Genomic DNA, 13219 nt, shown 5'->3' with positions numbered 1-13219 from the left:
CCTTTTGACATGGGTGGGCTGCGGGCATGAAGAAGCGCTGCAGATAAGCGCATCGGGATCAGCGCGGCGGCTGATTAATCAGCATCCACCATTGGGTCTGCTCAGCGATGAGAGCTTCACGCAAGATGTCTGCGAGCTAAATAAAGACGATGCGCTGTTTCTTTGCTCAGACGGCGCAGCCGATGCGTTGCTGGCGAATGGCGAGCGTTTAGGCCGCGAGCCAGTCATCGCCAGCGCGATTAGCCAGGTGCTACGCCACCGATCACCGGCCATGGCCTTGCACGCCATTCGCCGCGACTTGCTGCCAGTTGGCGCGACTCTGACTGATGATTTGACCATGCTGCTGCTACGCCACCAGTCACGTCCAGACAGTGCGCGGCTGGAGTTGCCGATATCGCTAGCGTCTGTGCTGCCGTTACGTAAATTTGTGGTGCAGCAGGCACTCAACAGTGGGCTGTCCGAAGTCAATGCCAGCTTGCTCAGCGTTGCAGCCGTTGAACTGCTCACCAACGTGATTGCGCATGGACAAAATCTTTTAGCAGAAGCGCCTGTTGAGCTAATCACCGAGCCGATGCCCAGAGGTTTGGCGCTAGATTTCAAATATTTAGGTGCGCGCTTTGAAAGTCCAGAAATACTGGCAGACACCGATTTTTCGACCTATCCAGAAAGTGGTCTTGGCCTGCAGATTGTTAACGCGATATCTCATCCGATTCAGTACAGCTTCGAAGATGGCGTCAATAGCGTGCGTCTGTGTCTGCAAACGTCAATTTAAAATAGGTAATTCAAGCGTATAAAAGCCTTCCGAGCAGATGTGTTGAAAATACTTAATCGGCGTTCAAAGCTGCTTTGTGCAGCCAAATAAGCGTTTGCCGCCACCTGTGCATCTGCATCAAGAGCCGCGTTGTTATCACCCCAAGCCGGCGTATAAAAAAATCCCGGTGCCATCTGCAAAAACAGTTTTTGCCAATCGCGACCTAGGCGGCTCCACTGAGTCTGAGTACGTGGCCGCATACCAAACCAGCTGCGTCGCCCTTGCATGACATCGAGAAGCGCGCCATAGCAACCAACCAGCCAAACCGAGCGCGCGCTAGACAAATGCGGCTGACGTAAATCAGAGCAGTACAACGGTCCAGCATCAAGGCGACAAAAGCATACAGCTCGCATTTTTTGCCAAAGAAAGGGCTGAAAACTAAAGTAATTCCAGAGCAGCAAAAGTAAAAAACTGGGTAGAAATGTCAATGCCAGACATGCCGCCAGTAGCTGCCAAAAAACACCTGCACTAACAGGCTGTGCCATCAGCATTGACGAATTCATGCCATCACTATTGGCCGCTTGACCCCCGATTCGGTTGCACATCTGTGCGGTATTACCGCGCGCTAAGCAATGCTCAAGTACGCTGCGACTGTCAACATAAGTGTTTGCCAACACCAACGAGCCCTTGACCACAGCACCTTGTGCGATCAGTGCGTGAGGGCTGAGAACTACTCCTGGCCCGACCCTGGCGTTACGAGCGATTAAACAACCAGGGCCAACCAGTATCGGCCCCGTCATGATGGATTGGGGATGAACGATAGCATCCGGACTCATCGCGCCCCAAGACATGCGCAGCCAAGACTCAGGCACGGCATCGCCAGTCATATCATAAAGGGGCAAATTTTGCGTTAGCAGCAACGACAAAGCACTGTCAGGATTGGCGAACTCGCTATAGCGGGCAATGAGGCAGCGCTCGGGACGTGTCGCTGCAGCCAATCTACTCAGCGCAGCGAAATTCATAGTCGGGTCGATGAAGGCAACAGAACTCCGCTCCATGCTAAGCCAGCCCGTCCAAGACACCGCCTTCGCAATATGCATGGCGACGTCGCAAGACTTAATCAGAGAGAACAAAATCCGATCTGACACCCACTGATGGCCGTGGCCGAGCAACAGTCTTTGTCCATCGCGCAGAGCTAAGCGTTGAAGTATTGCGTAAGGTGTGGCGCTGACTGGGACATAGTGCCAGTTCAGCTTTATGCCCCAGCGTGCGTCGTCTTTTAACGCTTCCTGCACGCATTTTGAATCCTCGCCAAGAACAATATCTACTTCGCGAAAACCGGCCAACGCACAGCTGTCCAGAACACGCTCGGCAAATGTGGCGGAACCAAACGTCAACAAACAAGCTAAAGAGTTATCAAGGCAAGGAATGTCGACAGCACGTGGAGCGGTCATGAAAATCACAACCCGAGGAGCGTTCTCAAAGCTCATAGCCTTAACTCTGTAGCGGCGCTAGGTTCAATAGCAAAAGCATCGGTTTGACCCAGCACCGCTATGTGCCTGAACACTTGCATAACGGCTTCTCGAAGACGCAACTGATAGGGACACAAGCACAGTTGACCAGCACTCGCGCGATGAAGGCTGCACTGGTTTTTCCATTGGGTGGAGGTTGCTTGTCGAATCATTTTTTATCTTGAATTAAGTAAATTTGTCACGCTAAGTAACATTTAAGCTTTAATTTCACATAATAATGTTGTGAACTTGTAAAACAAATTAATTACTAAACTTAAAACACTCTGGGGTCTTCGATGCAGTCGAGAGAAAAACTGGTGATTTTGATCGCTGACGTGAAGGACGAATCCCGACAGTCTTTGCTTGAACAGGTGAAAAGTTTGGGTCATATCGGTGTGCCAGCTCTCAATGACACCGAAACCCTGGAATACCTGGACAACATACAACCTGACGTTGTTTTCCTTGACTTGTTGTTGCCAGGACTAGGCTGCTCAGAGGTAATTAGACTGCTTCATGAGCGCGTTACAAATCGTTGGTTACCCGTGGTGGCGACATCCTCACTGGTCGGAGACACCTATTTCACCAAGGCCTTATCAATCGGCGCAGACGACTGCTTATTCAAGCCCATAGATTTGAAAATACTGAACGTCAAACTGCGTCAATACCAACGCATTCTGACGCTACAAGCAGAGCAGACCGTACTGACAAAACAGCAAAATGCCATCCATCAGCACATCGCCGACGCCGTCATCACTACCGACGCTAACGGCAAACTCTGTGCTGCCAACATTGCGGCACAAAAACTATTTGGCTCGGGCCATGCGAAGCATATTTTGGGCGAGTCAGTTAAGGCGCTAACCGGAATCGATCTTCAGACGTTGATCTCGAGCCGAGAAATAAAGTTTCAACCACAGGGCCAAGACACTATCCCGTTGGGCATATCGGCCAGTCAGTGGCATTTAGATGGGCAAACCTTACACACAATAGTGCTACACGATCTCAGTGAGTGGCGTCAGATAGAGCGTATGAAAGATGAATTCCTCGCGAACGTCAGTCACGAACTGCGCACGCCGTTGACATCAGTGTTGGGCGCAGTAAGTTTGCTAGCAGCAGGCGCAGCCGGTGAACTGCCTCCAGAGGCAGTAGAACTTGCCACCGTAGCGCAGCGCAATGGTAGTCGGCTCAGCCGGCTTATTGACGATGTACTGGATCTAACCAAACTCGAAGCCGAGCGGATGATTTTTAATTCCCAGCCAGCATCACTTGAAAGTTTGATGCAAGAAGCAATTGCAGCCAATCAAGCTTATGCCCAACGTGGCAACGTAAACCTTAAATGTGAAAGCCAAGCGCCGCGCGCGCGCGCCATGGTCGACACGGACCGTTTCCTTCAAGTCATGGCCAACTTACTATCAAACGCTATCAAGCACTCGCAAGCTGGACAGACCGTACACCTCTCCTTGCACGGTAATCGGCAAGGCTGGCGCATAGACGTACGCGACCATGGACCGGGTATTAGTCCCGCGTTTCGCAGCCGCCTGTTCGAGAAATTCTCGCAAGCAGATAGTTCAGATCGACGTATCCAAAGCGGCACCGGTCTGGGTCTACACATCAGCCGCGTATTGGTCGAGCGCATGGGTGGCAGCATTTCGGTGCAATCAGCACCCGGAAAAGGAACCGTCTTTAGCGTGTCCTTACCCGCTCATCACGAGCGCGTCGAATCACCGTACAAACAGCGCACAGAAAGACCAAATGACTGAACTCAAACGTGTGATGTGCGTGGAAGATGATCCTGACATACGCCTAATACTCAAGTTCAGCTTAGAGCGATTGGGCGGATTTACGTTATGCCTGTGCAGTAGCGGCTACGAGGCATTAGAAAAAGTTCAAACCTTTGCATCGCAGCTGGTTTTACTCGATGTCATGATGCCAAAACTGAGTGGCCCACAGACTCTCAAACAATTGAGAGCACTTGAAATCATGCGCGGCATACCAGTGGTTTTTCTCACCGCAAAAGCGATGCGCAACGAAGTAGAAGCCTTGTTAGAGCACGGCTCCACCGGAATTATTGTCAAGCCTTTTGATCCAGTCACACTGCCCAAGGATGTCTTAATTTATTGGCAGCATGGTCGTGGCTAAGCGAACACCAGATAACGGGGAAGAAAACGCATTAGCGCTGGCTTACGTTCAATTGCAGCAGCAATTTGTTGCGGGTTTGGTTCGGCGACAGGCAGAACTAATACAAGCTCAGAATCCCTCCGCAAGACTAGCAGCCCTGCACCGCTTGGCCGGTGCAGCAGGAAGTTTTGGATTTGTGGCACTGGGTCTTTTGGCTAGACAAGCCATGCTTATCGAAGGGCGGATTCAAGCTTGAAGTGCAACCGTATGCTGATAGGACTCTAACTGTTCCATAAAAACCTGATGCGGCGTTCGATACCCTAAACATTTTCTAGGACGATGATTGAGCCTGTGCATCGCTAAAGCAATGTCATCGTCGGTGATGCAATTAAAGCGCATCCCCTTTGGGAAAAACTGGCGAATCAAACCGTTCATATTCTCGTTCGCCCCACGCTCCCACGAGGCGTATGGATGGGCGAAAAAGAAATCTGCACTCAGCGCAGAAGCTATTCGTTCATGCTGAGAAAATTCCTTGCCGTTATCAGTCGTGAGAGTGTGCACGCAATGAGCGAACGGTTTGAGTAAAGTGATTAACGCGTCCCCTACGGCTTGCGCTGTTTTGAATGGCACGTGGAAAATTATTGAATAGCGAGAGACACGCTCATTAATCGTCACTAGTGCTTGCTTCTGCCCGGCACCAATCACCAGATCAGCCTCCCAGTCGCCAAAGCGCGCACGCTCAAGCACGATGTCGGGTCGCAGTTCTATTGAGACCTGGTGAGAGATGGTGCCGCGCCGTTCACGGCCACTGCTGCGTTTTTTTCGCGTCTTCTGGCAACGCAGTGTTTTATGCAAGGTGCCGCCCGCGCGTTTGTCAGCGTAGATGTACTGGTAAATGCTCTCATAGCTAACACCGGGTTGGTGGCTAGCTTCGAGGTGGCCGCTGATTTGCTCGGGGCTCCAAGCCTCAGCCAACTTTTCCTCCACTACAGCCCATGTCGAGTCAGCAACTCTAGGACTATTGGCGCAGGCAAGTCTACGTTCTTGGGCTTTGTCATTTGCCTGCTTAGGGCGATAGCCTCGTAGACCGCGGTTACGACGCAACTCACGGCTGATGCTCGATTTATCACGGTCCATCATTTTTGCAATTTCACTTTGATTGAAGTTTGCTTTGACGAGGATTGCAATCTGGTAACGTTCGTCACGGGTGAGGTGTGTGTAAATCATTCTGGGCAACTTTGACTTGGTAGTCGGGAAGCTTGGATGCTCTCACATCTCACCCACCCGTACGGTTAATTTCAAAGTTGCACTTCAGACTTGAATCCGCGAAAGATTTTCCTGCGTGTCGATGCGCAAATAAATCAGCGTGGCAAAGGCGCCCAGCACTTGTAATTGCGGCGCAATAGCGCGGTTTACTGCTGTCACAATTTCTGCTGGTTGCGGTGGATTTTCGCGCGTGTCGCGTTGTCCAAAGAGCTCTGACTTGCTACGGCTGAACTGAAGCTTGATGGCCGCACCCATAAGCGCCGCTGGCACGCCTTTGCCCATCACATCACCGGCGACTATATCTAACAGGTGGTCGCCCACCGCGACCACATCAAGAAAGTCGCCATCAACGCCGCGCGACGCTTGGCTAAAGGTCGACAACCATAAGCCGGCATACGCTGAAAGCTGAGGTGTGCTCAGTAAAGTGAGTTGAATTTGGCGACCCGTTTCCATCTCGCGCGCCCGTGCGTCTGCCAGGGTCTGCTGGGCTAATTTGCGCTCGGTGTTGTCAAATACCACAGCACGTATTAATACGACTTGGCCGGCGTCGTCAAACACGACTTCAGCGCTAATCAGCGCTGGCATTTCGCTGCCGTCTTTGCGTATAAAAACACGCTCCTGATTTTTTAGTTTTTTCTGAGCTAACAAGGTGGAAAAATTTTGTTTGAATGCGTCTCTACCATCCCCGGCCAGAAAATCACTTGATTTGTAGCCCAGCATTTCGTGCAGTTGATAGCCCAGCCAAAGGATTAAGGTTTGGTTAATCCTTATGATCCGCCCCTCAGTGTCTATAGAGTAGTAACCACAGGGAGCTTGTTCATATAAAGCATGAACTTCATCGCGCTGGCGTGACGTGTCGCTTAAGTTGTCTTTTACCCGTTGCGCATTGCGTTGGTTTATTGCGATGGTTTGAATAAATTGCCACGATTCGTTGATGCGCAGGCGAATTACTGACGGATCGGAATTCTTTTCCACCATCGAGGTGATCCGTTTGAGTTGACGTAACAAGTAAGTGGCTAGAATTTGCGACAGTAAAAAAGACAATGTCAGCCACATACCGGTGAGTAGCATTAGTTCACGCAGCAGCTGTAAGCGTGGTGCGTTCATTTGCTGGGTCGGCACAGCCACCGCCAAGCGCCAATTGACGCCGGGAAGGGTTCGCACCAGCGTGGTCATTACCGTGCCATTAAGCGTGGTGGTTTCGCTCAGACGGCCATCGTTATGCGGCGACGCCGACAGCAGATCCGACAATGTGTTGGGCGTAAAAAAATCATTCGCTTCAAGACTGCGTGCAATGACGCGAGCTTTTGCATCAACAATGACAGCCACCCAGCCAGAGGGTAGGAGTTCATTGGCTAAAAGACGATCGAATGATTCCAGACCCAGGTATAAGCGCAGGCAATAAGCGAGCTTGTCACCTTGCGATATGGGGGCTGAAAGTATCACCACTGGACGTCCGTTTTGCGACGTGCCAGATAAGCTCGATAAATTAGGTCGACCGTTTTTAAAGACCGGTTCAGTCAGTTCAAGATCATTTGTCTTTAAGTTGCTTTTCTCTAGGGGCGCGTCGCTATGGAAAAGCAGTTGCTCATTCGCATCGGTTAGTGTGATGGCTGTAAAAGCTGGATTATCTTGGACTACATTTTTAGCGTGACGATACAAGCGCGGCAGCGCCGTACGATTAATTTCGGCACCGGATGCCAACATCTGGAGGGCACTAAACGCTGCATCAAGCTCGTTCTGAGTTGAATGCGTCAGTATTTTGCTTTGACGCTGAAGATTTCTCAGCACCGATTCTGTCTGTGCATTACTGATGCGATTTATCGTGTGGATGGCAAACAGCAGCAGCGGCAGCATCGCTAGCAAAGAAAAAATGAATAACCAGGTGCGAAGACTGAGTCGAAAGTGATTAGACGGATGGCTGGGAAGAGATAATTTTTGCATCAGTATGTGTCGCAGTAAATGCTTGTATGCGCTTTGCACAAGCTGACCTCAACCTTGGGTAAAAATAAGTTTTTCGGTAGATGCTTAGTATTCTTATCGTATCAGTATGTAATCTATTTGCGTATATTTGGCAGCTTTTTGCGCTCAAATGCAAACGCGCTTATTTTGCTAATTGATCTGACTTGGGTATTTGTCAATCTAAGAACAACAGTAGAAAAGTAGCTTTCTTTTTCAAAATATTTCCCTCACAGCGCTTTAAAGTATTGCTATGTATCTTTCTGATACGTATCAACATTTAACCTAGTCGGTAATCGATGGTCGAAGAAAAATATCTTTTCAGGGCACCACTAATGGATGCCAAGCAGCATGTGGTGGGATACCAGTTTGGCTGGCAGCAACCTGATGGAGAAGGGGTTGATACGACTCAAAATAACCACCGATTACTCGCCATAGTGGCTGAGCAGCTGACTGAACTCACGTCCGGGCTGTGTTTTTTAAACACTTGTTCTAGCAGCTTGCTGTCCGAGAGTCTTCAGACCATGACACCCGCTAATACCGTGCTGGTCATGCGCTCCGAATCGCTGCAGGACAACGCCAGTGTGATCTTGCTTTTAGCCCTGCATAAGCGCGGCTTTGGCTTAGCAGTGCGCGGCGCTACGCTGGACTTCATGCGGCAAAATGAAATCTTATTGCCCCGCATTGGCTACTTTTTGATGGACTCTGCTGACCAGCAGTTCACTGATGTTGTCAAACTAATCTCATACCGCTATCCGCTCTCCCATGTGGTGATCGAGCAGATTTCAAGTTGGACTGAGTTCAATGCCTTCGCTGAGCAAAACGGTTTGTGTATATTCGAAAACCTTTGCAACTTGTCGCGTGCGTATCAGCCCTCAATCAAATTGAGCTCGGGCACGCAGCAAATTTTGCGGCTGTTGCAGATGGTGCAGGAAAACGTTGACATACGGGAGCTTGAGAAAATATTGCAAACCGATTCAACGCTTTCCTTCAAGTTGCTGCGTTATATCAACTCTGCGGGTTTTGGTTTGACGGTTGAAATTCAGTCCTTGCGCCAAGCTGTTGCCATGCTCGGCTACATGCCGCTGTTTCGCTGGCTTATTTTGATGCTAGCTAGAACCAGCAACGACGGCTTCAGTCCGGCCTTGCTAGAGCTGTCGATTATCAGAGGGCGATTCGTGGAGTTATTGGCACGTGATTTTCTCTCCAAGAGTGAGGCTGAAAATCTCTTTGTGGTGGGTATGTTTTCGCAGCTCGATCATCTGTTGGGCATACCGATAGAGCAGGTGCTTCAAGAAGTCGTGTTGTCTGAATCTGTCAACCAAGCGCTGATTTCACGTGGCGGCGTCTATGGACCTTTTCTGACGTTGGCCGAAGCTATCGAGCGCCGAAACGGCGCGGCCGCCAACATCGCCGTGCCTTTGTTGGTCACAGCCGAGCAGGTCAATCAAGCACATCTCTCAGCGTTAGTTTGGGCCAGAAATCTCAAGCTTTAGCCGATGCGACCTCTACAAACCAACTCTGTCGCAAATCGTAGCTGGACCGGGACTTAGGATGCGCGGCGATAGCGGCCCATCGCGTACTAAGTTTTCAAAGCTTACGTCCCCACACTTTGCTGTCTGCAACGCGGCAACCTCAATTGGCGGAATCTGCTTAATGGCTGAAACAAGCATCGATTTCGGCTGCTTATCGGCGAATGACATTTTGGTAAATATGCTTAAATCATTCAGTAGTCGATTTGTGTGACTGAGTCGGTGTGACGTTCGCGCTCGATGACCTGAAAACTATGACCTCCAACCGAAACACCGTAATCGCACCGCTTACCGAGCCCGACTTCATCCTGACTGAGGATGATTTTTCACGTGTCCGCAAAATGATTTATCAGCGCGCGGGCATCGCGCTAAGTACGCAGAAGCGCCAAATGGTTTACAGCCGTCTTTCGCGCCGACTGCGGGAATTGGGCTTGCGTGATTTTTCCAAATATTTAAATATTTTGGACAGTTCCGCCAACGGCGCCGAGTGGGAGATGTTTACCAACGCCCTGACCACCAATTTGACGGCTTTTTTCCGCGAAGCACACCATTTTCCGGTGCTCGCCGAGCATGCGAAAACCTGTGCCCTGCCTATGACCGTATGGTGCTCGGCCGCCTCCACCGGCGAAGAGCCTTTCTCTATCGCGATGACGCTGATTGAAGCGCTGGGCAACCGCGCCAACGGCATACGCGTGTTGGCTACCGATATTGACACCCAAGTGCTGGCCAAAGCCCAGACCGGAATTTTCACGATGGAGCAAGTGAGTAAACTCTCGCCCGAGCGGCTCAAGCGGTTCTTCCTCAAAGGCACGGGCGCTAATGCCGGCAAGGCCCAAATCCGTCCCGAGGTCGCCGCTATGGTGAGTTTTGAGGCGCTTAATTTGCTAGATCCGCAATGGGCTATCAAGAGTCCTGTCGATGCGATTTTTTGTCGCAACGTGATGATTTATTTTGACAAGCCGACGCAGGCCAAAATACTCCAACGTTTTGCGCCCTTGATGAAACCGCACGCGCTGCTGTTTGCCGGCCACTCAGAAAACTTTAGTTTCGCCAACCAGACCTTTAAGCTGCGCGGTCAGACCGTTTATGCGCTTAACTCGGCTATGCCAAAGTTGCCGGCAAGGCCGGCGCTATGAGCGACTCCCATATCGAGACGCTGGCGACGCATCACTACCACGACCGCGAGTTCGACACGCCGGCTGTCAAGCTGCTACCCGGCGAGTATTTTGTGACTGGAAAAGACATGGTGCTGACCACCGTGCTGGGTTCCTGCGTGTCGGCCTGCATACGCGATAGCAAAGCTGGCGTGGGCGGCATGAATCACTTTATGCTGCCCCAAGACTCGGATCCTGGCTCAAAAAGTCCGGTCGCTGCCATGCGTTATGGCGCTTTTGCAATGGAGATTTTGATTAATGAATTGCTCAAAGTCGGTGCCCGGCGTGAGCGACTAGAAGCCAAAGTTTTTGGTGGTGGCGCAGTACTGGCGAATATGACCATGCTCAATATTGGCGAGCGCAACGCAGACTTTGTACTGCGCTATCTGCAACTGGAGCAAGTGCACATCGCCGCCCAAGACTTGCGCGGAAATTTACCGCGGCGAATTAATTACTTTCCATTGACAGGCCGAGTCACGATGCGAAAACTTCAGCAGCGCGAGGATGTTGTATTGGTTGAGCGCGCCGAACGCTCAATGGCCAGCTCTTTAGCCAAGCCTAAAATTGCGGTTAAACCTGATTTGTTCGATGTTGATAAAGCCCGGAAGTTAGCGAATAAAAATGCGTGGGCACTATGACTGTTAAAAAAATAACCGTGTTGTGTGTGGATGACTCTGCGCTAATCCGTAGCTTGATGACTGAAATCATTAACAGCCAGCCGGATATGGTGGTGGTGGCAACTGCCTCCGATCCGCTGATAGCGCGCGATTTAGTCAAATTGCACAACCCGGACGTGATGACGTTAGATGTTGAAATGCCGCGTATGGACGGTCTTGAGTTTTTAGAAAAACTCATGCGCCTAAGACCTATGCCTGTGGTGATGGTGTCGTCGCTGACCGAGCGTGGCTCTGAGTCTGCGCTGCGTGCTTTGGAACTTGGTGCGATTGATTTTGTGACCAAGCCGCGGCTCGGTATTCGTGATGGTTTGCTGTCTTACACCGACCTTATCGCGGGCAAGATTCGTATCGCCGCAAATGCAAAAATGTTGCCGACCAAACGTATCACTCTAGGTGCGCCGCCTGTCGAGGCAGCCATGTTGGGCAGCCCTTTAATGAGCACCGAAAAGCTGATTATTATTGGTGCTTCTACCGGTGGCACTGAGGCCATTCGCCAGGTGTTGCAACCGCTGCCGCCAGACAGTCCCGGCATTTTGATTGCACAGCACATGCCGGCGGGTTTTACCCGCTCGTTTGCTGAACGACTCAATGGTTTGTGCCGTATTGGTGTGTCTGAGGCGGTGCACGGTGAGCGCATTTTGTCCGGTCATGCGTATATAGCACCAGGCGGTTTTCACATCTCGCTCGCCCGCAGTGGCGCTAACTACATCGCCCAAGTCGACCAAGCCCCGCCGGTGAACCGGCACCGTCCTTCGGTCGATGTGTTGTTTGACTCGGCCGCCAAACACGCGGGTCCAAATGCTATTGGCGTGATTTTGACTGGCATGGGCAGAGATGGCGCTGAGGGCTTGCTGCGTATGCGTCAAGCTGGCGCCTATACGCTGGCGCAAGATGAGGCCAGCTCAGTGGTTTTTGGCATGCCCCGAGAAGCGATATTGTTGGGCGCTACTGTGGATGTCGCGCCAGTCGACAAAATTAGCGATTTGCTGTTGAATCACCTGCGCTCTTTTGGGCAGCGTGCCAATCGGGTCTAGTGCTGAGTGCGCAGTAATACATAGCAAGGCAGCGCCACTCGGCGTCACAAGAGTGGCCAGCCAAAGCCTGAATAAATTAAATAAAGTACTTAAATTTCTGGAGTAGTCAGCGTGGATAAAAATATAAGAATTCTTGTGGTCGACGATTTCCCGACCATGCGGCGCATCATACGTAACCTGCTCAAAGAGCTGGAGTTCGTTAACGTCGATGAAGCCGAAGACGGTGCGGTCGGACTGGAGAAACTTAAAAGTGGCAACTACGGCTTTGTTCTGTCCGACTGGAATATGCCTAATATGGATGGCTTGGCCATGCTAAAAGCCATTCGTGCCGATCCCGCGATGGCCAAGCTGCCAGTGCTGATGGTGACGGCCGAGGCGAAAAAAGAAAATATCATCGCTGCCGCCCAAGCCGGCGCCAACGGTTATATCGTCAAGCCCTTCACAGCCATAGTCTTGGAAGAAAAGTTAAATAAAATTTTCGAAAAACTCGAGAAAGAAGGTGCTTGACATGAGTAGCTCAACGCCTTCGCTTGCGCCAACGGGAGACACCGCCGAGCAACTTATCACCCGCATCGCTTTATTAACTCAGCATATGAGCGATGGCTTGCGTGATCTGGGTCTGAACAAAGGCGTAGCCCTCGCAGCAGAGGCGATTCCGAATGCGCGCGACCGTCTCAATTACGTCGCGCAGATGACTGAGCAAGCCGCTGAGCGCGTACTCAACTCGGTCGATGCAGCCCAGCCGATTCAGTTCAAATTATCCAAAAGTGCAGGCGCACTGACTAAGCGCTGGGATGTGTGGTTTGCCAATCCGGTTGAGTTGGACCAAGCCCGTGAGTTGGTATTAGACACGCGCAGCTACCTTGCCGATGTACCGACGCAAGTCAGCGCCACCACCGCGCAGCTGATGGAAATCATGATGGCGCAGGACTTTCAGGATCTGACCGGTCAAGTGATCAAGAAAATGTTGGACGTGATCCATGACTTGGAAGCTGAGTTGGTGCAGTTGCTGCTCGATAACGTACCGGCTAAAAATCTCGCTGCAGCGAGCCATAAAAGCAAACTGCTAAACGGCCCACAAATCATGGGCGGAAGTTCTGATGCCGTAGATGATCAAGCTGAGGTCGACGCTTTACTCGAGAGTTTGAGCAGACCGCAAACTTGATTGCTTAAATAGCATGGCCATAGCCCGGTTGTTCTGCTGATCGGTTCTGCTACTG

The 13219-nt window shown here is 51.1% G+C and carries 13 protein-coding genes; 10 read left to right on the top strand and 3 right to left on the bottom strand.

Features of this window, described 5'->3' with window-relative positions:
• Positions 1 to 13 precede the first annotated feature (13 nt).
• Entirely contained in the window at positions 14 to 772 is a 759-nt protein-coding gene (locus HC248_RS15730; protein ID WP_238342838.1) for a SpoIIE family protein phosphatase, read from the top strand.
• Here HC248_RS15730 and HC248_RS15725 read toward each other — a convergent pair.
• Positions 769 to 2205 (bottom strand): LbetaH domain-containing protein, encoded by a 1437-nt coding sequence (locus HC248_RS15725; RefSeq protein ID WP_168923310.1) that lies wholly within the window; start codon positions 2203 to 2205, stop codon positions 769 to 771. The genes HC248_RS15730 and HC248_RS15725 overlap by 4 nt on opposite strands.
• Before the next feature lie 353 nt (positions 2206 to 2558).
• On the opposite strand from HC248_RS15725, the gene HC248_RS15720 reads away from it, so the two are divergent.
• The 3 genes from HC248_RS15720 to HC248_RS15710 are packed head-to-tail and all read left to right on the top strand — an operon-like array spanning position 2559 to position 4633.
• Positions 2559 to 4019, top strand: coding sequence for an ATP-binding response regulator (locus HC248_RS15720; RefSeq protein WP_168923309.1), 1461 nt, complete (start codon positions 2559 to 2561; stop codon positions 4017 to 4019).
• The gene (locus HC248_RS15715; protein WP_168923308.1) at positions 4012 to 4398 is read left to right on the top strand and encodes a response regulator; all 387 of its coding nucleotides are present in this window, start codon (positions 4012 to 4014) and stop codon (positions 4396 to 4398) included. Before HC248_RS15720 ends, HC248_RS15715 begins: the two co-directional genes overlap by 8 nt.
• On the top strand, positions 4391 to 4633 hold the full coding sequence (locus tag HC248_RS15710; protein WP_168923307.1) for a hypothetical protein: 243 nt from the start codon (positions 4391 to 4393) through the stop codon (positions 4631 to 4633). The genes HC248_RS15715 and HC248_RS15710 overlap by 8 nt, the downstream gene beginning before the upstream one ends.
• On the opposite strand, the gene HC248_RS15705 is transcribed toward HC248_RS15710, so the two are convergent.
• Together HC248_RS15705 and HC248_RS15700 are read right to left on the bottom strand one after the other, a co-directional pair.
• The gene (locus HC248_RS15705; RefSeq protein WP_168922266.1) at positions 4624 to 5604 is read right to left on the bottom strand and encodes an IS30 family transposase; all 981 of its coding nucleotides are present in this window, start codon (positions 5602 to 5604) and stop codon (positions 4624 to 4626) included. The genes HC248_RS15710 and HC248_RS15705 overlap by 10 nt on opposite strands.
• An 84-nt stretch (positions 5605 to 5688) precedes the next feature.
• Positions 5689 to 7587 carry a PAS domain S-box protein gene (locus tag HC248_RS15700; protein WP_168923306.1) on the bottom strand — a complete coding sequence of 633 codons (1899 nt, stop codon included), beginning with the start codon at positions 7585 to 7587 and terminating at the stop codon, positions 5689 to 5691.
• A gap of 350 nt (positions 7588 to 7937) precedes the next feature.
• On the opposite strand from HC248_RS15700, the gene HC248_RS15695 reads away from it, so the two are divergent.
• The 6 genes from HC248_RS15695 (at position 7938) to cheZ (ending at position 13164) form a co-directional block, all read left to right on the top strand.
• Entirely contained in the window at positions 7938 to 9098 is a 1161-nt protein-coding gene (locus HC248_RS15695; RefSeq protein ID WP_168923305.1) for an EAL and HDOD domain-containing protein, read from the top strand.
• A 290-nt stretch (positions 9099 to 9388) separates the two neighbouring features.
• Positions 9389 to 10270 carry a CheR family methyltransferase gene (locus tag HC248_RS15690; RefSeq protein WP_168923304.1) on the top strand — a complete coding sequence of 294 codons (882 nt, stop codon included), beginning with the start codon at positions 9389 to 9391 and terminating at the stop codon, positions 10268 to 10270.
• Positions 10267 to 10926, top strand: coding sequence for a chemoreceptor glutamine deamidase CheD (gene cheD, locus HC248_RS15685; protein WP_168923303.1), 660 nt, complete (start codon positions 10267 to 10269; stop codon positions 10924 to 10926). Before HC248_RS15690 ends, cheD begins: the two co-directional genes overlap by 4 nt.
• The gene (locus HC248_RS15680; protein WP_168923302.1) at positions 10923 to 11999 is read left to right on the top strand and encodes a protein-glutamate methylesterase/protein-glutamine glutaminase; all 1077 of its coding nucleotides are present in this window, start codon (positions 10923 to 10925) and stop codon (positions 11997 to 11999) included. The genes cheD and HC248_RS15680 overlap by 4 nt, the downstream gene beginning before the upstream one ends.
• 111 nt (positions 12000 to 12110) lie before the next feature.
• Positions 12111 to 12506, top strand: a complete 396-nt coding sequence (gene cheY / locus HC248_RS15675; protein WP_168923301.1) for a chemotaxis response regulator CheY — start codon at positions 12111 to 12113, stop codon at positions 12504 to 12506.
• Between the two features lies 1 nt (position 12507).
• Positions 12508 to 13164: a protein phosphatase CheZ gene (gene cheZ, locus HC248_RS15670; protein WP_168923300.1), complete on the top strand. Its 657-nt coding sequence runs from the start codon at positions 12508 to 12510 to the stop codon at positions 13162 to 13164.
• Positions 13165 to 13219: the final 55 nt, after the last annotated feature.

The organism is Polaromonas vacuolata (assembly GCF_012584515.1).
Lineage (GTDB): Bacteria > Pseudomonadota > Gammaproteobacteria > Burkholderiales > Burkholderiaceae_C > Polaromonas > Polaromonas vacuolata.
Note: the sequence above shows the minus strand (reverse complement) of the source record. Positions and strands in the feature narration are given on the sequence as shown.